16 protein-coding genes, 1 tRNA gene and 1 pseudogene are annotated in these 18,724 nt (G+C 54.5%); 12 read left to right on the top strand and 6 right to left on the bottom strand.

Features of this window, described 5'->3' with window-relative positions:
- The first annotated feature begins 21 nt into the window (after positions 1–21).
- The 6 genes from JK208_RS00340 to JK208_RS00315 all read left to right on the top strand — a co-directional run bounded on the left by JK208_RS00340 (position 22) and on the right by JK208_RS00315 (position 4,558).
- A tRNA-Glu gene (locus JK208_RS00340) sits at positions 22–97 on the top strand.
- Between the two features lie 122 nt (positions 98–219).
- Positions 220–915, top strand: coding sequence for a site-specific integrase (locus JK208_RS00335; protein ID WP_249201850.1), 696 nt, complete (start codon positions 220–222; stop codon positions 913–915).
- A gap of 29 nt (positions 916–944) precedes the next feature.
- Positions 945–1,175: a transposase gene (locus JK208_RS16180; protein WP_408869889.1), complete on the top strand. Its 231-nt coding sequence runs from the start codon at positions 945–947 to the stop codon at positions 1,173–1,175.
- A 92-nt stretch (positions 1,176–1,267) separates the two neighbouring features.
- Positions 1,268–1,606 (top strand): transposase, encoded by a 339-nt coding sequence (locus JK208_RS16175; protein ID WP_211574302.1) that lies wholly within the window; start codon positions 1,268–1,270, stop codon positions 1,604–1,606.
- Positions 1,607–2,535: 929 nt separating this feature from the next.
- Positions 2,536–3,633 carry an AI-2E family transporter gene (locus JK208_RS00320; protein ID WP_211573931.1) on the top strand — a complete coding sequence of 366 codons (1,098 nt, stop codon included), beginning with the start codon at positions 2,536–2,538 and terminating at the stop codon, positions 3,631–3,633.
- Positions 3,634–3,898: 265 nt separating this feature from the next.
- Entirely contained in the window at positions 3,899–4,558 is a 660-nt protein-coding gene (locus JK208_RS00315) for an SCO family protein (RefSeq protein ID WP_211573930.1), read from the top strand.
- Here the strand turns inward: JK208_RS00315 and JK208_RS00310 are convergent, their stop codons facing one another.
- From JK208_RS00310 to JK208_RS00295, 4 genes and pseudogenes are all read right to left on the bottom strand, one after another.
- Positions 4,559–5,905, bottom strand: coding sequence for a PepSY domain-containing protein (locus JK208_RS00310; protein WP_211573929.1), 1,347 nt, complete (start codon positions 5,903–5,905; stop codon positions 4,559–4,561).
- A gap of 8 nt (positions 5,906–5,913) precedes the next feature.
- Positions 5,914–8,232 (bottom strand): TonB-dependent receptor domain-containing protein, encoded by a 2,319-nt coding sequence (locus JK208_RS00305; RefSeq protein ID WP_249201848.1) that lies wholly within the window; start codon positions 8,230–8,232, stop codon positions 5,914–5,916.
- A 589-nt stretch (positions 8,233–8,821) separates the two neighbouring features.
- Positions 8,822–9,205: pseudogene (locus tag JK208_RS16170) on the bottom strand (transposase); the annotation flags it as partial.
- 174 nt (positions 9,206–9,379) lie between these two features.
- The gene (locus tag JK208_RS00295; RefSeq protein WP_211573926.1) at positions 9,380–10,276 is read right to left on the bottom strand and encodes a LysR family transcriptional regulator; all 897 of its coding nucleotides are present in this window, start codon (positions 10,274–10,276) and stop codon (positions 9,380–9,382) included.
- A 114-nt stretch (positions 10,277–10,390) separates the two neighbouring features.
- Here JK208_RS00295 and JK208_RS00290 point away from each other — a divergent pair, with 114 nt between their 5' ends.
- From JK208_RS00290 to JK208_RS00265, 6 genes are all read left to right on the top strand, one after another.
- Complete coding sequence (locus JK208_RS00290; RefSeq protein WP_194267669.1) at positions 10,391–10,603, top strand: hypothetical protein; 213 nt, start codon at positions 10,391–10,393, stop codon at positions 10,601–10,603.
- A gap of 103 nt (positions 10,604–10,706) precedes the next feature.
- The gene (locus JK208_RS00285; protein WP_211573925.1) at positions 10,707–11,384 is read left to right on the top strand and encodes a peroxiredoxin-like family protein; all 678 of its coding nucleotides are present in this window, start codon (positions 10,707–10,709) and stop codon (positions 11,382–11,384) included.
- A 101-nt stretch (positions 11,385–11,485) separates the two neighbouring features.
- A complete protein-coding gene (locus tag JK208_RS00280) occupies positions 11,486–12,205 on the top strand; it encodes a glutathione S-transferase family protein (protein WP_211573924.1) in 720 nt (239 codons plus the stop codon).
- Positions 12,202–13,098: a glutathione-dependent disulfide-bond oxidoreductase gene (gene yghU, locus JK208_RS00275; protein ID WP_211573923.1), complete on the top strand. Its 897-nt coding sequence runs from the start codon at positions 12,202–12,204 to the stop codon at positions 13,096–13,098. Before JK208_RS00280 ends, yghU begins: the two co-directional genes overlap by 4 nt.
- Positions 13,099–13,233: 135 nt before the next feature.
- Positions 13,234–13,935, top strand: coding sequence for a response regulator transcription factor (locus JK208_RS00270; protein ID WP_194261771.1), 702 nt, complete (start codon positions 13,234–13,236; stop codon positions 13,933–13,935).
- Between the two features lies 1 nt (position 13,936).
- Entirely contained in the window at positions 13,937–15,313 is a 1,377-nt protein-coding gene (locus JK208_RS00265; protein ID WP_211573922.1) for a HAMP domain-containing sensor histidine kinase, read from the top strand.
- On the opposite strand, the gene JK208_RS00260 is transcribed toward JK208_RS00265, so the two are convergent.
- The gene (locus JK208_RS00260; RefSeq protein ID WP_211573921.1) at positions 15,303–17,480 is read right to left on the bottom strand and encodes a TonB-dependent siderophore receptor; all 2,178 of its coding nucleotides are present in this window, start codon (positions 17,478–17,480) and stop codon (positions 15,303–15,305) included. The two genes, JK208_RS00265 and JK208_RS00260, sit on opposite strands and share 11 nt — an antisense overlap.
- Before the next feature lie 204 nt (positions 17,481–17,684).
- Entirely contained in the window at positions 17,685–18,668 is a 984-nt protein-coding gene (locus JK208_RS00255) for a nitrilase-related carbon-nitrogen hydrolase (protein WP_283091990.1), read from the bottom strand.
- Positions 18,669–18,724: the final 56 nt, after the last annotated feature.

The raw sequence follows: 18,724 nt of genomic DNA, 5'->3' as shown, positions 1-18,724 counted from the left end.
ATACACCCGCTCACGCCTCCAGTCCCGTTCGTCTAGAGGCCTAGGACACTGCCCTTTCACGGCGGCAACACGGGTTCGAATCCCGTACGGGACACCAAATTTTTGGTAATGATATCAGCAGATTAAAGCTATATCGGGCGCCAGAGCTAAAAAATTAAGTAGCGATTTTGGACCAATTCTGGACCAATGACGATTCCGTCTCATTTCGGAGTTCGTCTCATGGCCCGTATAAAGTCCGCCGAGAATGCTAAAGATCCTGCAACAGGACGGCCCCTGCCTCATGGCGTGAACTGCCGCGGGCTCAGGCAACACAGGGCCTGGAAGCTGCTCAACGGCCAGCGGATCATCAGAACATTTGACACCGCCCGTCTTGCCCGCGCGTGGCTCGAGGAAACCTCGGTCAAAGTCCGCGAAGGGCGTCATATCGACGTCCGGGCCCTGGACGGCCTCGTGCTTCGAACTCTGATCGAGCGCTACCGTGACGAATGCCTGGCTCACCGCGACGCTGACCGGACAGGCCATATCCCGGCACTGCTTCGCGATCCCATCGCAGACCTGAAGCTTTCTCGCCTGACGGTTCCAGAAGTTCGAGGCTTTCGCGGCCGCCAGGGCAAGGATCTGGCCCCTGCGACAGTCGTCAAGCGGCTCAACCTTCTGGCCTCCATCCTCAATCATGCCATGAGCGAATGGGATGTTCCGCTCACGCTGAATCCGGCTTCAGGCCGTATGATCAAGCGGCCAACGGGCGCCGATCGCAAGCGCAACCGACGACTGGTGGAAGACGCCCCGGAGGGCCCAACGCCCCCTACTGCTACCAACACGACAGAAGCTAGCGAATATGAGCGCCTGCTTGCCGCAGTCACGTCTGAAAGCCATCCGGACGACGTCTGGTTTGTGAGATGGGCCATCGAGTAGGCTACCCGATTAGGCCACGTTGACAAAAGATCTATACGATCGGCCTGAGATCTGATTCACTGGTTGCTTCGACGAAGGCGATAAGGTGGAGCGGGGATCTGACGGATCGGGAATGGGCGATAACTGGTCCGCTTCTGCCGCCTGAGCGCGGACGTTGGGCTCGACCAGCCGGAGACAATCGCCTGTTTCTCAATGGTATGCTGCATGTTCTGCGCACAGGCTGTCCCTGGCGGGACATGCATAAGCGCTATGGCAAGTAGAACTCGGTCTATGTCCGGTTCCGACGTTGGGCCGAACAGAGTGTGTGGGATGCCCTGCTGCAAACCCTTGTAGACCTTGGCCTGACTGATGACTGACAGCATATGCTCGACAGCACCGTAGTCCGTGCCCATTCGCAGGCCACTGGGGCAAAAGGGGGGCTTATTCGAAGGGTTTTGGTGGATCACGCGGCGGCTTTACGAGCAAAATCCATGTCCGATGTGACAATCAGGGACGCCCTCTCGGCTTTGTCCTGACCGGCGGTCAGGTTTCGGACTACAAAGCCATAAATGCTCTGATGAAGCTGCCGGTTCCAAACCTCAAAGCCATGCTGGCTGATCGGGGCCATGACAAGACCGCTTTGTCATTCATGAGTTTTCTCCATATCGCAGTCGCAAAGCTCTGGATCAGGTCTTTTGTCAACGTGACCTAGATCTTAGAGACATAGATGGTTTTCTAGGCCAAAGCCTTAATCTCCCGACCATCACCGGAATGGGCTTTGTCATTGCAGGCCTTCTGGTCATGAACTTCTTGTCAATGTCAGCAGGTCACTGACCTCAATATATCCTTCTCTTGGAGCTTTCTATGATCAATCCCTTGGCCCCACTTCCTGTCCTGTGCGCCCTTCTCTTCCCAGTCTGCGCTTTTGCGCAAAGCTCCCACGACTGGTTGCCGGAATCTGGTGTTAAATCGCCTTACAGTCCACTTGCCGTCCCAACGACACTTCACCCAGTCACAGCTTCCCTAAACAGTCTACTAAAAACAGGATATCGGATCACCACAACCACAAGCTATGAAGAATCTGGGGCGCTCTTCACGCTTGAGAAGCATGGTCAGACTATTCTCTGTGTGCTCACCCCTCCTAATCCGCAAACGGACCAGAATATCCCAACATCACGCTGTTGGGCTTTGTAAAGACTGTTATTCCGTAAGAATATGATGCCACCAGATCCACTTTATTCAGTATAGCCCGAAGAAAATTATTCAGATCCCAAGACCAAATATTCTGCTCCCAAGCCTAACAATTGATTTTAGTCTCTAGTGGAAAGTTACGAAACACCTATACACTCTTAGTCATGACGCTCTCATCCTTCGCCCCCTGACCACTTGGCCGAAGTCCTGCCTGTTCTAGAGCAGCGGTCCTAGACCCGGGCAACGCTGGTGCTCGCCCTTGGGAGAGGACATGGAGGCCATCCGGACCCTGAGCAGGCGGCACTTACTGCCCTTTCAGTCGTCTCGGTGCCGTTGGATTGGTGGCGTATTCGTGTAAGTGCGCATTTGGTCGCACCCTGACGGTTTGTCCGGGTCTGTATCCCTGATACAGGTTTCTCAGGGTTTTATTTTCAGACCGAAGGCGACCAGATGCCAGATCTTTTCCAGAATGGTCCGCAGGACAGCACCCGGTCCGTTCTGGTCGCCCTGCTGGCCTGCGGCGTTGTTATTAGCGCGATCTGGATTCTCAAACCATTCCTGCCAGCGACGATCTGGGCCATCACGATCGCAGTTACGACTTGGCCCATGCTGCTCCGTCTTCAGGGCTGGGTTGGAAACAGCCGACGAGCAGCCGTTTCCTTGACCATTCTGATCGCGATGGTGCTGTTCATCCTGCCATTGTGGCTCGCCATTACGACAGTCTCAAGTCACTTCGACGATATCGCCGCCCTCGCCTCGTCTGCGTCCATTCTGCGTCTTCCGGATGAGCCCAGGTGGCTTGCACGACTTCCTTTAATTGGACCGCATATTGGTCCGTTATGGGCCAGGATGCAGCATATGCAGTTTCCGGAAATGGTCAGGCAAGTCATGCCGTCTCCTGAGACCTTGATTCATAGTTTTCTGGCTTATGCGGGAAGTTTCAGTCTTCTCGCCCTCCAGTTCGTGCTTACGTTGATCATTCTGGGCGTACTTCTCATGCGCGCTGAATCGGCAATTGCGGTGGCTGGGAGTCTGGTGAGCATTCTCGCGGGCAGCCGGGGACGCGAGATGCTTCAGCTTGCCGCTTATACGATCCGGGGTGTTGCATTCGGCGTCACGCTAACGGCGGTCGTTGAAGCCGCTGTGGCGGGGATCGGGCTGAAACTCGCAGGTGCGCCATGGGTCAGTATTCTGACAGCAGTCACCTTCATGGTCTGTCTGTTACAGGCGGGCCCCGGTGTTACCCTGATCCCGGCCGTGATCTGGGTCTATTTTGATCAGGGGCTGATACCCGCAGTGCTTCTGCTAATTGTGACTATTATCACGATTATCATCGATAATGTTTTGCGCCCGTTTCTGATCCGCAAGCAGGCCGATATCCCGCTCATTCTCATCATGCTTGGCGTCATCGGAGGTCTTGGCGGCTTGGGACTGGTCGGTATCTTCATCGGTCCGCTGGTCCTCTCCGTCGCCTATACCCTGACCAAGAGCTGGATTAACGACTCCCGAGCGAAAATCTCGCCTTTGCCGCCCAATTCATTACACTAGCGTTTTCTGTACTGAATGAATCGGTAGGGATTCCTAGGATGGCGCTGATCTGATTCCAAGAGACGACCGGGATAAATGACGGGTTCGGAAAACCCTTCTTACGCATTTTTATACGTAACAATATCAATGATTTATGTTTATAAATCGACCAAAAAGGAGGTTTTTCGATCCCTCCACATTGTGGTTGTCTCTTCGATACCTTTAAAGCCAGTTATGCTCTTGAGATGCTTCCTGTGCTAAGAAGACATCCTCAAGGGAGGGTATTATGCCAAACCTCAAGGGAGGGCGTAAAAAACCAAAGCAGACTGTTAAGAAAAAACCTTTTCGTCTCAATGAAGCGAAGAAACTAGTCGCTCCGGTGGTAATCATCACGGGCCTCTTTCTCGGGGCAATCGGAATGCGCGGAGTTTTTCTAAATCGGGCCTCAGCCACGTTGGGCGGCCCTTATACGCTCATCGATATGCACGGTCATCCTCTCACGGAGCGTCAATTCCGAGGGCGCTATACACTGATTTATTTTGGGTACACACACTGCATAGATGTCTGCCCGTTAACCCTCGCGACGGTCACACAGGCTCTCGATCTCATGGGAAAAGAGTCACACCAGATTGTGCCGATTTTCATCACGGTTGATCCATCGCGTGATACTCCTGAGGTTGTTGCCGATTATGTCAGTCACTTCTCTCCTAACATCGTTGGACTTACGGGAACTGAATCTCAGATCCACGCAGTTATTGACAGTTTCCACGTCATGGCGCGACGTCGTGGCACTTCGGCGGATCATCTGTCCTCAGGCTATCTTATGGATCATAGTTCCGTTCTTTACTTAATGGATGGCAATAATCGGCTTGTGTCCGTTCTGCCAGTCGACACAAGCCCAGAGGAAATCGCCACACGATTGCGCCGTCTCGTCCCTGCCAGTTAGTTACGGCGTACGGCGGGCAGCTTGTGAAAGCAGAGTTGCGAGACAGAGAAGCAAAAGAGACACTCCAAGTTCTGGCAAGAGTAATCCCAGTACAATCAGGATAACCAACGCGCCCACGCCAATCTTCTTGTTGGGATCGACAGGCGGCACTCCCAGCCTCCCTGGGGGTTTGCGCCTAAACCACAAGACAAGTGCTGCGATGCTCATCGCAAGTAATCCGACCGCTACAAGAAAATTCAAAAACTGATTGGCCTTCCCGAACAGCTGCCCTTCATGCGCCGCAACTCCATAACCGATGATGCGATCAGTCCATGCTTTCTCTTCAAAACGATGGACTGACCGTACCCGACCAGAGGCCTCTACCATCGCACTGATGCGGTTGGGACGGTTCTGCGTGTCGGAACGAACAGTCCACGTTGTTTCTCCCGCTGAAGGTGGCGTTACGAGAACAGGTGCCGGAAATCCGAGTTGGGACGCCGTCATGACCACGTGGTTCAGGCTATCTGATAAGGGGCTGTCCGACATCGCCATGGGCCCCATATCCATACCCGGCATTGTATCGGTCTGCTGGGGCGAGACCGAGCGCCCTGCAATCCGATTGCGTTCAGAAACAGCTCCGATGTCCCAGTCAGGAACCGAAGTCAGGCGGCTGAATTGTGTTTCCACACGAGCCAGGGCGTGCCCCCAAACAAAAGACCACGGCAAGCCGGAAACCAGAAAAAGCACCAAAAACGAGGAGACCCACAACCCTGTTACCGCATGGAGGTCTCGCCACCGGACACGACCGTTTCGGGTAATCCGTGGATAAAGAATACCTGCCAGACTCTTTATCCGGCGCGGCCACCAAAGATACAGGCCTGTAGCAATCAGAACGATTGTCCAGGAGGCCACCATTTCCATGATGATGGAGCCAGTATTCCCCAATAACAGCTGGCCGTGCAGTTTAAAGATGATGCGCTCAAAACGGTCTTCTTCAGGAACCTGTTTGAGAACCACGCATGATGTCGGATCAACATACACGCGTATGGCTGTGCCCTGACGATCAACGATCACCCGGACAGCACCGGAAGTCGTCTCCGGAAGTTCATAGGCTAGAAAATGGCTGCCAGGGACAGCATCGAGTGCGGCCCTGACTTCCTGTACCGGGGTTGAATGTGTCGTACCGCCTGCGAGATGGTCGTAACGCCAGTCGATCCAATGATCCACCTGCGGTTTGAACAGGTAAATTGACCCTGTGAGGCATAGCAACACAATAAAGGGAAGACAGAAGAGACCCGCAAAGAAATGCCATCGCCAGATCGTTCGATAATCGGGCCAGACCGGGGTTCTGAAAGCGTTCATCATCATGGATACCTTCAGAACTTGATCCGCACGCCACCAAAGAACGCTCTTGGCGATCCGGCGTAGATTGAGCCTGTCTTATTGGCCAAAACACGTCGCTCAGCCTGCTGCCCGGTCGAGAGGAGTGTATCGCTGATGTCAGTCGCACCTGCGGCATAAACCTGATTGGTTACATTCTGTACTTCGAAGTAGCTGTGCAGACGGTGAGCCCAGCCCAGACGTTCTGGAGGGTCGTAATGAATCTCCAGATTGAGCAATGCGTATGAGGGGGCTTTCAGAATATTGGCATTGTCGAGGTAAAAGGAACTCCTCCACGTCACTTCTGCAAAACCTCCCAGCCCTTGCAGCCATCCGTCTGGCTGATCATAGAGAACACGCGCATCTAAAAAATGCGGCATAACACCGGGAATGAGATTCCCCTTCCGCGAGAAATTCCGCGCCATCGTGCTGTTGGACAGGGTTTCGGTGTATTTCGTGTAGATCTGGTTGTCATAGGTATAAGACAGCTTCAGCCGCGCACCGGGCAGAGAGGCATGCAATAGCTGCCATGTCGCGCCCAGTTCAATGCCACGATGCTCTGAGGCCGGGGCGTTGAAAGTATAGCTTCCCGCGGGTGTATTGACACCCGCCGACTGGCTGACAAGTTCGTTCCGGTAGAACTCATAAAAGCCAGTGGCCTGAATATTGATGCTGGGCGACGGATGCCATTCGGCCCCCAAATCAAAACCGAGACTCGTTTCGCTCTTAAGCTGCGTATTGTTCCCGTAGGTTCCCTGAGGGGTTACGAAGAAACTGGAATAGCCAGGTGTGGCATAAGCTGTTCCAACACGACTGTGCAAAGTCCAGTCTTTGGTTGGTGTATAAACCAGCGAGGCTTCAGGTGCGAGATTGAAGAAGCGTCGATTGGCCGTAATATTCTGCAAAGAGGTTGAACTTGCCGATCTATTGTAGAGCGTCTGAACTGCTCCAACATCAGATTGCGTCCCACCAAGTCCGATTACAGCATGCCAAAGCGGAGAAAACTGCCAGTCTTCCTGAAAGCGGAGGCCGATGTTCCACTGATGTCCGTATGACGTGGAATTCAAAGCACCGCGGGTCGCGCCGCCTTGCGGGGTCAGATTATAGACCTGATAGCCATAATCCATGTAGTCGAAGCTGGCACCGACAAAACTGGTGAGGGGCGTCTTTCCGATACGGCCGCGGTTCGTCAGATCCGTCTGCACATTATAGGAATTAAACGGTCCGACAAAAGCCGTTGTCGAAGTTGGCTGATCGGTATGACGTTGATCGTAAGTAAACTGAGTATGCCAGGTTGTTCTCGGATCAAAGTCATGCTCCCATCGAAGCCCCACAATGCTGCGTCGGTCAAAACGACCCAGCCCTGCCTGCTGCGGGCTCATCGTCTGGCGGGCTCCATAGGCCCCATTCACCAGAAGATTGACCGAAGCGCATCCAGCAGCAGCCGATGCCGCATTGGCACAACCATTTTGGTAGGGATTACTGCGGAATTGGTTCAGAGAAAGGCGTAACGGCAGCGATGTATCCGTGACGTTATTAACGAATTTTAGAATGAGGCGATCTGATGAGGTCAGATTAACCCGCAGCCGCATATTTTCGGTAGACGTGTTGTACTGGCTGTTCGCAATGAAACCGTTACTGCGCACATCGCTACCAAACAGCATGAAATCGTAGCGTTTATTGCCCGCACCAATCGTTATGTAGTTATTGAACAGGCCGAAGCTGCCAAGGTCTGAACCCAGTTCCAGACCATGAATGTCAGCGCCGTTCCGGGTGCGGAAATTGATCGCCCCGTTAATCGCGTAATTACCGTATAGCGTAGAGGCTGGTCCCTGAAAGACGTCCACGCCCTCATAGGCATGCGGATCGATCAAATCTGCCCGGGCCGTACCGTCTGGTTGCGTCATGGGAAACCCATCTTCCGTAACCTGAAGATTCTTCAGACCATAGGACTGACGTGCGCCCGACCCACGGACAGAAACGACGCTGTCACGCGGCCCATTACCTTGCAGAACAGTTACCCCAGGGAGGGTTGCGACCATATCGGCGACCGATTGTGTTGCCCTGTGTGCGAAATCTGTACGTTCCGCGCTGTAGGTTGTTTCACCGGTTGGATGAAGCAGTGCCGAGCCACGCGTCGTACCGCGAACCAGAATGCTTTCGACATGCTGATTCTGATGTGCAGAAGACGCAACTGCGGCTGTTTTACGGGGACGCACCTGAAGAGGTTGTGCATGAGCTGGAAAGGCTCCAAGAAAAACGCAGCCAAGCACCAGCGAGCCGAGAGGACGGCTTGATTCAAAAGAAGTATTCATGTGTTCGTTCTGATCTGAAAAACGCAGAAAGCCTTCCATCGCAGATGCGATAAAGGCGCTAAGTTTTTGTCAGATCAGGTTAGGAGGTCCTTGAGCATAAATGCCCGATAGCCGCCATAGAGGAGGCCCCCGCACGGGCGGGAAACACCAGAAAAAACTCCGCCCTGTCACAGACAGGACGAGGAAAACAGCAGCGACGCATCCAATTATCAGGATTGTTAACAGGTCGTCGACCACTGCAATGCCATCACCAACATCCGCTGCGTGATGATGATCAGGACTATGCGGACCAAAATCCTGGCTGTCGCAAAGGGTCGACAAGTTGGTGAACTGTTTTAACGGATCATTGAGAAGGAACTGCGGTAAAGGCAGACTTCCAACGCTGAGGCGAATAATGATGGCAAGCAGAACCAGCGGCCAAAAGACCAGACTCCCTCCGCTATGCCGCGCACTTCGCATCATTCCTTTTCATTTAAAGCGGCTTGCAACACTGCGCCAGATGGAAATGTATTTTTCGACCATTTGGGTTGTGATGCACGAAGCCCCAATAACGCCAACGCGGGGATTCAGGGACATTGGCCTGCAGGTGTCAAGACGGGGGGCGAAGGGCGCCTTCAGCCCGGCAGACTAGTGCTCTTAGGGGTGCCAAGCGGCGCCTGTGTAGAAGAAGCGGTCGAGGCCTACAGTGAAGATCAGGCAACCATAGAGACTGTGTTCTCCTTATGGGTCCCCCTTTTTCGTCGGCTGCTTGGCTATGACCTCGAGCGGGCATACTGTCGATCATGTGTTGCCAGTCATCGGTCAGGCCGAGTTCGACCAGCGTTTCCAGCAAGGCATCCCAGACGCCTTGCTCAGCCCATCGACGGAACCGGACATAGACCGAATTCCATGTTCCGTAGCGCGCGTGCATGTCCCGCCATGGGCAACCGACACGCAGGACATAAAGCATTCCATTGAGAAACAGGCGATTATCCTGTTCTGGTCGTTAGAAACGGCCATTTTCAGGCGTCAGTAAGCCGCCAATAATTGCCCACTCCTCGTCCGTCAGATCGCCACGTATCTACAGGTCTCCGCAAAGACCAGTTTTGAATCACGTCCCAAACAGCCTGAAAAGACCTTCTGTCAACACACCCTAACACCGCGCCTTTCACACAGGCGAAGCATCTGCGGCCTTCATGATGCTTTCCACAAAATCTCCGAAATGGCGCGCCTTGGCTGTCATCATCCGTCCTGCGGGAAAGACAGCCCAGAGATCGATCGAAGGCAGAGTCCACGCTTCGAGAACACGCACGACCGCTCCGTTTTCGAGTTCCGGCGCAAACATCCAGTCCGACGCAATGGTCAGCCCCATATCCGCCAGAACGGCCGCCCGCAGCCCCTCGGCCGCACTGACCTTGAGCCGTCCGCTGACAGACACCGACACCGCCGCTCCATCGCGCAGGAATGACCACACACTCGGTAACTGGCTATAAATAATGGCTTCATGGTTCGCCAGATCCGCAGGAGCGCGAAGCCTTCCGGCACGCTTGAGATAGGCAGGCGTGGCAAGAACAGAACGTCGACCCGTTGCGACCTTCCGGGCGATGGCGGTGGAATCCGAAAGTGTTCCCATCCGCAGGGAAATATCGACGCCTTCCGCCACAAGGTCGATCATTCGGTCATCAAGAATGATCTCCACTGTCAGGTGGGGGTGTTCTGCCAAAAACCTCGGTAATTCCGGAATAATGTGCAGCCGTGCGAATGTCGTTGCCGCCGAAACCCGCAACCGGCCTGACAGACCCGCACCCGCTCCCTTGGCTGCAAGTTCCGCTTCATCAGCCTCCTGAATGGCATTGCGTGCCCGCTCGTAGAAATTCTGCCCTGCCTCGGTCGGCGTCAAACCATGCGTGGAACGGATCAGCAGACTCACCTGCAGACGCGCTTCAAGCTGTGCGATGGTCTTGGACACCGCCGGTTGCCCCACCCCAAGCTGTCGGGCAGTCGCCGAGAACGAGCCTGTATCCACCACGCGGATGAACGTGGCCATTGCCTGATAACGGTCCATGATATTCCTCCAGGGAATGATCCTTATCGCCCTAAGCCATCTGACATGTCGAGTATGGAATAGGCATCTCTTGTGCATAACCCCGGACAAACCGGGTTTTGCAGGATCTCAGAGATGTTCGGTTCACTCATACGCACCATGTCCGGCCCCATCGTCACAGACAGTCTTCTGGCTTTTCACCTGTCAGGCAGCCTGCTGAACGTCGTCTCGATCCTGATCGGGCATGTCATTTCCGGCCCGTCATCTTCAGATCGTGGAAAACTTACCGACGCAGCACCGAGGCTTTACGGACCCACCGATTGCCCAAGCGCCGGAATCTCCAGCTGACGATTATTCCGGCACGGAATGACCAATAGTCCTCCATGCCATCATCCCTGAAAAACGCAGTCGCCCTAACGTCAGGCGTCGCCTCATTCCAAAGGAAAGAACAATGTCTCTTCAAGCAAAACTCGATGCCTTCAAAGCGGACTTCGAAGCAGGCAAGCCGCCTTACAATGTTCCCACGTCAGTCATCGAAGTCATGCATCGTGCGACCGCTGAACTGGTCGCTTCAGGTGCAGCCGAAAAAGCTCTCAAAGCTGGCGACAAGGCACCGTCTTTCACGCTGAACGATCCGGATGGCAATCCGGTGTCCTCTGCCGATCTGCTGGCAACAGGCCCGCTGGTCATCAGCTTCTATCGCGGCGTGTGGTGCCCGTACTGCAACATGGAACTTCAGGCCCTTGAAACGGCGCTTCCGTCTTTCCGCGAACTGGGGGCGAACCTGATTGCCATTTCCCCACAAACAGCCGTGAACAGCCGCAAATCAGTCCGTCAGAACCATCTCGACTTCCCGATCCTGTCAGATACGCACAACGACGTTGCAGCCGCATTCGGCCTGCGGTTCGCGCTGCCGGACTACCTCGTCGACCTCTACACCAACCTGAAAAACGATCTTCCGTCCTTCAACGGTGACGACAGCTGGACCCTGCCGATGCCCGGCCGTTTCGTTATCGGACAGGACGGTGTGATCCTCTATGCCGAGGTCAATCCGGACTATACCCGCCGCCCGGAACCGGAAGACATGCTCCCTGCCCTTCGGAAAGCAGCCCAGTCTCCGGCAAACTGACCCTTAGTCTTCTGGCGTCCGGGTATAACCTTCTCGTTCGGGGTCATTCCGGTCGCCATCGGACGAACATTTTTCCTGTATTGGCCCAAGGGAAGTGGCACATGATTGATTTTTACTATGGTCCGGGCCCGAACCCGCTCAAGATTGCGCTGTTTCTGGCTGAAACCGGCCTGCCCTTCAAAGCCAGACCCGTCGATACTTATCGCGGCGCCCAGCATGATGCCGCATTTCGGGCCCTCAATCCCAATGGCAAGGTGCCGGCCCTCGTGGATACGGATGGTCCAGAAGGCAGGCCTGCGATCGTGTTCGATTCCACAGCCATTCTTCTTTATCTCGCCGAAAAAACGGGACAATTCGTCGGAGAAGCGCAGGACCGCCCCCAGCTTCTGTCCTGGCTGATGTTTATTGCAACAGGTCTCGGTCCTTTCTCAGGACAGGCTGTGCATTTCCAGCATGCCGCACCCAAAGGGCTGGACTACGCGGTCAATCGATATCGCAGGGAAGCAGAACGGCATTATCAGGTTCTGAACGATTATCTGGAAGGGCGATCTTTCATCGTCCGCGATCGTTATACCATCGTCGATATGTCCGCATGGGGCTGGCTGGACCGGGCCGTAAGAGTCATGAACGCTGAAGACCGTCCTCTTGAACGCTGGCCCAATCTTGTCCGTTTCATGGACATGATCAATGCTCGCCCGGCCGTTCAACACGCGCAAGCCATTATGAGCGGACACGCCTTCAAAACCACAATGGACGAAGAGGCGCGTCAGGCCATGTACCCGACCAGTTTTTCCCCAGCGTCAAAAGGAACAGTGTCATGAGCGAACCTTCCGATTATACGCCGCCCAAAGTCTGGACCTGGACGGCACCAAGCGGCGGCAAATTCGCCAGCACAAACCGCCCGACAGCAGGCGCGACACACGAACAAGCGCTCCCTGTCGGACGACACCCCCTCCAGCTCTATTCCCTGGGCACGCCCAACGGCGTGAAGGTCACGATCCTGCTCGAAGAACTGCTTGCTGCGGGTCACACGCAGGCCGAATATGACGCATGGCTTATCCGTATCGGCGAAGGCGACCAGTTCGGCTCCGGCTTTACGGACATCAATCCCAATTCCAAGATTCCGGCTCTTGTCGATCATAGCGGCGATCAGCCTCTGGCCGTTTTTGAATCCGGGTCGATCCTGCTGTATCTGGCCGAGAAATTCGGTGCCTTTCTTCCCAAAGATATCGCGCATCGAACAACGTGCCTGAACTGGCTTTTCTGGCAGGTTGGAAGCGCGCCCTATATCGGCGGCGGATTTGGGCATTTCTATGCCTATGCCCCGGAGAAAATCGAGTACGCGATCAATCGTTTTGCCATGGAGGCCAAACGGCAACTGGACGTGCTTGATCGGCGCCTGGCGGAAAGTCCTTTCATAGCAGGGCCAGACTATACAATCGCCGATATGGCCATTTTCCCGTGGTATGGTGGCCTGGTGGAAGGCTGGCTCTACAATGATGCGGCAACGTTCCTGAGCGTACAGGATTATCCCCACCTCAAGGCATGGGCAGACCGGCTTCTGGAACGCCCAACCGTGCAACGTGGACGGATGGTCAACCGGACATCCGGAGCCCTCTCCAGCCAGCTTCATGAACGTCACGACGCTTCCGATTTCGAGACAAAAACGCAGGATCGCCTTGAGAGGCAAAAGGAAAACTCTTCAAAGCCCTGACCTCACCGCTATGGCCCGCTTTCCCGATGTCAGCTTTGCCATAAGGCAGGGCTGACATTCCATGCACACCCTCCTATTATATCTGGAGCGCTCGATCGGCTGAAAATACAACTTTGCACCATCACTCGGCAGGACATGATGAACGCGCCTCCGTCACATCCCCAGAATACTATCCTTCTGATCGAAGATGATCTGGATACAGCCGATTACATTGAAAAAGCCCTGTCAGGACCACACACCACAATCAGCATCGTTGCGGATGGACAACAGGGTAAAGACACCGCCATATCAGGCCACTGGGATTGCATTATCCTCGACCGACGCCTGCCACGCCTCGACGGGCTTTCCATCCTCAAAGACCTGCGCGCCATCGGTATTCAGACGCCCGTCCTGTTCCTGACAACAATGGACGGAATTCATGACCGTGTCACCGGACTGCGAAACGGCGCCGACGACTACCTCGTGAAGCCTTTTTCCGTTCAGGAACTCTCCGCACGTCTCGAAAACCTGCTGCGCAGAACACAGCAATCCTATGATCAGACCCGCCTGGTTTTTGCCGATCTTGAAATTGACCTCCTGACGCGTGAAGTCCGCCGGGGTGGAGAAAAACTCTACATTCAGGCGCAGGAACTCAAACTTCTGGAATATTTCATGCGACACCCACACATGACACTGTCACGCGAAATGATACTGCAAGCCGTGTGGGACATCGACTTTCCAGTCCATACCAATCTGGTGGACACCCACGTCAGTCGGCTGCGGGAACGTCTGGGCAGAGACGCCCCGCCCCTCCTCCAGACACTCAAGGGACAGGGCTATATGTTGAAGCGCATCTAGCATGCCAGCCTCTCTTCACAGCGCCCCGCTCCGCCTGCCGGTTTTACGCAGCTCATCCTTTCGGATCATCGCCATGTTCGCGGGGTGCTTTCTCTTCACAGGCATAACCGTAACCGCGTTCTCCGGCTATCACAGCCAACGCCTGCTCTCACAGCAGACAAAGCGCATTGTCGCAAATGAACGCGACGAAGCCCTGTCCGAAGCACAGGGCCAAGACGTCACACATCTTCAATCCACGGTCAAAGAACTGGTCCTGAACGAACCAGGATTTTACTATCTGCTACAGAATGCGCAGGAACAGGTTGTCGTCGGAAATATGTTTCATCTGCGCCCCATCGCGGGCTGGAGATGGCTGTCATGGACGCATCGGACGCACCCGCCTGACCATCATCCTGTCATCGGTTACGGAACCGCACTGAATGACGGCGGTTATTTCTTTGTTGGAATTGACGCAACCCCTCTCCAGTCGCTCCGGCACGATCTCTGGCTGACACTGGCCTGGAGCGCACTCATGTTCCTTCTGATCGGACTGGGCGGCGGATTTCTCCTCAGCCGCCTTGTGCTCGGCAGGATCGAAGTCATCAGCCAGACGGCACGCAAAATCATGCGAGGCGATATTTCCCAAAGACTTGCCCTGAATGGAACAGGCGACGAATTCGATCATCTCGCCCACAGCCTCAACGCCATGCTCGACAGAAATGAAACACTGATCGCCAGTGTCCGTCAGATCAGTGACGACATCGCACATGATATGCGACGCCCTCTGGCACGACTGGGCCAGAATCTCGACAAGGCCCAGACCGCCACGACCCATGACACCCAGAACACTGCGCTCACACAGGCGCAAAACAATCTTCAGGACGCACTGGAAATTTTTTCGTCTCTTTTAAGACTTGCACAGCTTGAAGCCGGAGACCGTATTCCCGATCGCCAGACACTGGTCGTTGCAGATCTTTTCAACACGCTCGCTGGCCTCTATCAGCCCGTCGCACAGGAACAAGAGCAGATACTGACAATTCTCAGCCCCGCCCAAAACCTGACACTTGAGGGCAACCGCATTCTTTTAACGCAGACACTCTCCAACCTCATCGAAAATGCCATCAACCATTCACCATCCGGAACGGTTATCATTCTGTCAGCTCACATGCAGAACAACAGGATCATCATAACCGTTTCAGATAATGGCCCCGGCATTCCCGTCGAAGAACATGAGCGCGTTTTCGAAAAGATGGTCCGGCTCGACACCAGCCGAACCGTCCCCGGCACCGGATTAGGCCTCAGCATGGTCCGGGCCATCGTGAACCTGCACGGAGGTTCGATCCGGCTTGCGGATAATCATCCCGGCCTCCGCTGCGAGATCGTTTTCCCTACATCTTGAAGCTCAACTGGAACGTCACCGCACGCCCCGCAGCAATGCGCGAGTAATTGGTATAGATCCGATCATAATAACGCTTGTTTGTCAGGTTCTGTAAATTGGCCTGAAGATCCAGAGTCCGTGTAATCTGATAATCCGCAACCATATCAAGGCGCACATATTCCGGCACCCAAGTCAGATTATTAACGTTGGTATAGCGCTTGCTCATATATGTAATACCACCGCCCGCCTTGAGATGCGGCAACACGCGGTATGTGCTCCACAACGCCACGGAATTTCCCGGCGTATACGGAAACCGCTTCCCCACATTCGCATGCGTTGGCCCACCATTGAGAACCGTACTGTCAAGATACGTCCAGCCGCCGAACATTTCCCAACGTGGCATTATGTTCCCCGCAACGTTGATCTCAGCACCTCGAACCCGCTGGGTTCCCGCATTGATCTGATTGCCATATCCATCAGAAACCTGCGCATTCGTCATCTTGCCGTCAAACAGAGATCCGGTGATCGAAAAACGACCGTTGAACAGATCCGCTTTCGCTCCAACTTCGATGTTTTTGCCATTCTGCGGCGCCAGCTTGGTATTCGCCGTCGACAAAGCAATCTGCCCATCCGCACCGGCATCCACACCCACAGGGTTGGACGCCGTCGCATAGGAGAAATACAGACTGACCGGCTTGATCGGTTTATAAACCGCACCGGCCTGATAATTGATGAAGCTCTGATTATTACTCAGACCCACATTCCCCTGCACGGCAGACGTCATGAAACGATCAAACCGCACGCCTCCGTTAATCAACAGATGATCGTGCCACATGCTCATCGTATCAAACGCATAGGCAGACCCGGTATCGACATTGGTATTCAAAGGCGCGATCCCCGGCTCGCCAACAGAATAAGAGCCTGTCCAGGGATTTGATGAACTCCAGCGCCCTGCATTCGGTGCAAGAATACAGTTATAAGCGACGGTGCATGGACCGCCATTCCGGAGGTTATTTCCAGCAGAATCCTTGATGTAATATTCATTACGGGTCAGACGCTCACGCGAGACTTCAATTCCCGTATTGATCGCATGATGAATAAATCCGGTATCGAATTTCCCCGACACCATGGCTTGTTCCTGAAAATTGTCCGTATGGAAAAGTCCTGATTTCGCCTCCAGCAAAATGGTCTGGTTTGCCGGAGACGCGCTCTGCCACTGGGGGTTGGTCGCAATGTAATCATATTGCGTACTGGTCCACTGCAACGTATTGCGAAAGACGAAATCATGCCACAGATCACGCTCAAGTATGATCTGCCCCAGATCCGTGGTGCTCCGTTCAAAATCGCGATCCTGCAATCCCAACACCGTATGCCGGGGAATATTCAGCGGCTCATGCGTCGTTTTACTATAAGGCGCTGAATAATCCGGCATGTCGAATGAATAGAGATGGTAATACCCCAACGTCAGCCGGGTCGGTGTGCCAAGCCCGAATGACAGGGAAGGCGCAACACCCCATTTGTGCCCACCCGCTGGCGCCCGCCCTGCCGTATCTCCATCATCCCCCATCGCATTCAAACGAAACGCCGTGGAAGAGCCAATCTGGCGATTAATATCAACGGTTCCACGCTTGTAGGACGCCGTACCAAAACCGATCTGCCCGGATGTCAGGCTGCCAAGCTGGGCTTTTTTCGTCGTGATATTAATCTGCCCACCCAAACCACCACGCCCCCCATACACAGACCCCGGCCCTTTCAAGACCTCCATCTCGTCAACATCAAAAACCTCGCGCTGGCTAACGCCACTATCGCGCAGGCCATCGATGAACATATTGCTGTAAGACCCAAATCCACGAATGACAGGATAATTCCCGCCCGGCACGGCATAAGCGTCCCCGCCCCGAAAACTGACCCCCGGGACAGTGCGCATGGCATCTTCAAACGACGTCGCATTGACCAGTTTCATCTGCTCCTGCGTCACCACGGAAATGGATCTGGGCGTATCCAGCAAAGACGCCGTCAGTTTTTTATTGGGAGAAGTCCCGGTCAATTGCGGATGATTCTTCCCCCAGACCGTCAAACGCTCCTGCCCGCCCGAGACCTTGCTGCCCTGATAGTTCAGCCCGTGTGCAGCAGTGTTCTGACCGGACGAAGACAAATCTGTCGACGCGCCATAAGCACGGGACTGCAAAACTGTTCCTGCAAGACATCCCAACAGAAACGAACACGAGCGGAGACGAGAAAAATGCAGAGAGGCAGGCATGATGCTTTAATTCCAGATGCGAATGACTCGCATTGGCTACATTTCTTCTCACCTCCCGACAATGCCAAGTTGCCAGCATTGGGAATGTTTAATTTTACTGATTCGTCCCCATGCCCACGTCAGCCCCTCCCCTTAAGAACAGGGCTTGACCGTTGCTTCTTCTTTACAATCGGGCAGAGCCTCCACAGCTTCAGAGAATGACACCGGACGCCGTGGTGCGTCATGAACCCGCAGACTGAAAATATCGGGACGGGCATAATGGCCTGCCACGTCCAGATCGTATTTCCCCCGGATCACATCATCCAGATCGATATCCGCCGTAAGGATCGCTTCACGGTCATAAATTGGTCCGGCAATGATGTCTCCAAGCGGGCTGACGATCACACTGCCCCCCCGAATAAGCACGGTGTCCGGATTATTGCCCTGATGGCAGGCATACTCCTCCGGCGCATCCGCACGCGTCATGTACTGACAGGCACTGAGAACAAACGTCCGTCCCTCATAGGCAATATGCCGCATGGAAGCCTGCCAGATATCGCGCTCATCCACCGTGGGTGCACACCAGAGATTGATGCCCCGGGCATACATGCTCTGACGCAGGTCCGGCATATAGTTTTCCCAGCAGATCGCAGCCCCGATACGTCCAATATCCGTCTCAAAAACCGGAATGGTCGAGCCGTCGCCCTGCCCCCAGACCAGCCTCTCGGTTCCCGTCGGCATCAGCTTGCGATGTTTGCCCAAAAGCGCCCCGTCAGGTCCGAAAAAGAGCGCCGTACAATACAACGTCGCCCCATCACGTTCGATGACACCAACAACGAGATGGGCCTTCATTTTCGCCGCAAACGAGCCGATCCGCGCCGTTTCTGCGCCTGGCACGTCAATGGCAGATTTCCAGTAACGCAGATAATCCTCACGCCCTTCCGGAAAACGACTTCCTAGAATTGCGCCGAAACTCAGCCCTTTTGGATATCCACCAACATACGCTTCCGGAAAAACTGCAAGCTCAACACCCTGTGCGGCAGCCGCATCACAATGGGCTTCCATCCGATCCAGTGTCCGGGGCGTATCGAAAAGACTGGTTCCCGCCTGAATAACGGCGACGCGACGCTGGCTCATGTCCGGATCTCTCATGCATGTAGCGGATTACAGTGAGAGGAAGAGTGGACTTTCTC

Origin of the sequence: Gluconobacter sp. Dm-74 (assembly GCF_018256135.1) — a bacterium.
Taxonomy (GTDB): domain Bacteria; phylum Pseudomonadota; class Alphaproteobacteria; order Acetobacterales; family Acetobacteraceae; genus Gluconobacter; species Gluconobacter cadivus.
Note: the sequence above shows the minus strand (reverse complement) of the source record. Positions and strands in the feature narration are given on the sequence as shown.

Bases quoted from the DNA above. Each gene is read 5' to 3' on its own strand.
- JK208_RS00255 (WP_283091990.1), bottom strand. From the start codon at position 18,668: ATGAGCCAGCGTCGCGTCGCCGTTATTCAGGCGGGAACCAGTCTTTTC.
- JK208_RS00310 (WP_211573929.1), bottom strand. From the start codon at position 5,905: ATGATGATGAACGCTTTCAGAACCCCGGTCTGGCCCGATTATCGAACG.
- JK208_RS00315 (WP_211573930.1), top strand. From the start codon at position 3,899: ATGCCAAACCTCAAGGGAGGGCGTAAAAAACCAAAGCAGACTGTTAAG.
- JK208_RS00285 (WP_211573925.1), top strand. From the start codon at position 10,707: ATGTCTCTTCAAGCAAAACTCGATGCCTTCAAAGCGGACTTCGAAGCA.
- JK208_RS00270 (WP_194261771.1), top strand. From the start codon at position 13,234: ATGATGAACGCGCCTCCGTCACATCCCCAGAATACTATCCTTCTGATC.
- JK208_RS00305 (WP_249201848.1), bottom strand. From the start codon at position 8,232: ATGAATACTTCTTTTGAATCAAGCCGTCCTCTCGGCTCGCTGGTGCTT.
- JK208_RS00335 (WP_249201850.1), top strand. From the start codon at position 220: ATGGCCCGTATAAAGTCCGCCGAGAATGCTAAAGATCCTGCAACAGGA.
- yghU (WP_211573923.1), top strand. From the start codon at position 12,202: ATGAGCGAACCTTCCGATTATACGCCGCCCAAAGTCTGGACCTGGACG.
- JK208_RS00295 (WP_211573926.1), bottom strand. From the start codon at position 10,276: ATGGACCGTTATCAGGCAATGGCCACGTTCATCCGCGTGGTGGATACA.
- JK208_RS00280 (WP_211573924.1), top strand. From the start codon at position 11,486: ATGATTGATTTTTACTATGGTCCGGGCCCGAACCCGCTCAAGATTGCG.
- JK208_RS00265 (WP_211573922.1), top strand. From the start codon at position 13,937: ATGCCAGCCTCTCTTCACAGCGCCCCGCTCCGCCTGCCGGTTTTACGC.
- JK208_RS00320 (WP_211573931.1), top strand. From the start codon at position 2,536: ATGCCAGATCTTTTCCAGAATGGTCCGCAGGACAGCACCCGGTCCGTT.
- JK208_RS00290 (WP_194267669.1), top strand. From the start codon at position 10,391: ATGTTCGGTTCACTCATACGCACCATGTCCGGCCCCATCGTCACAGAC.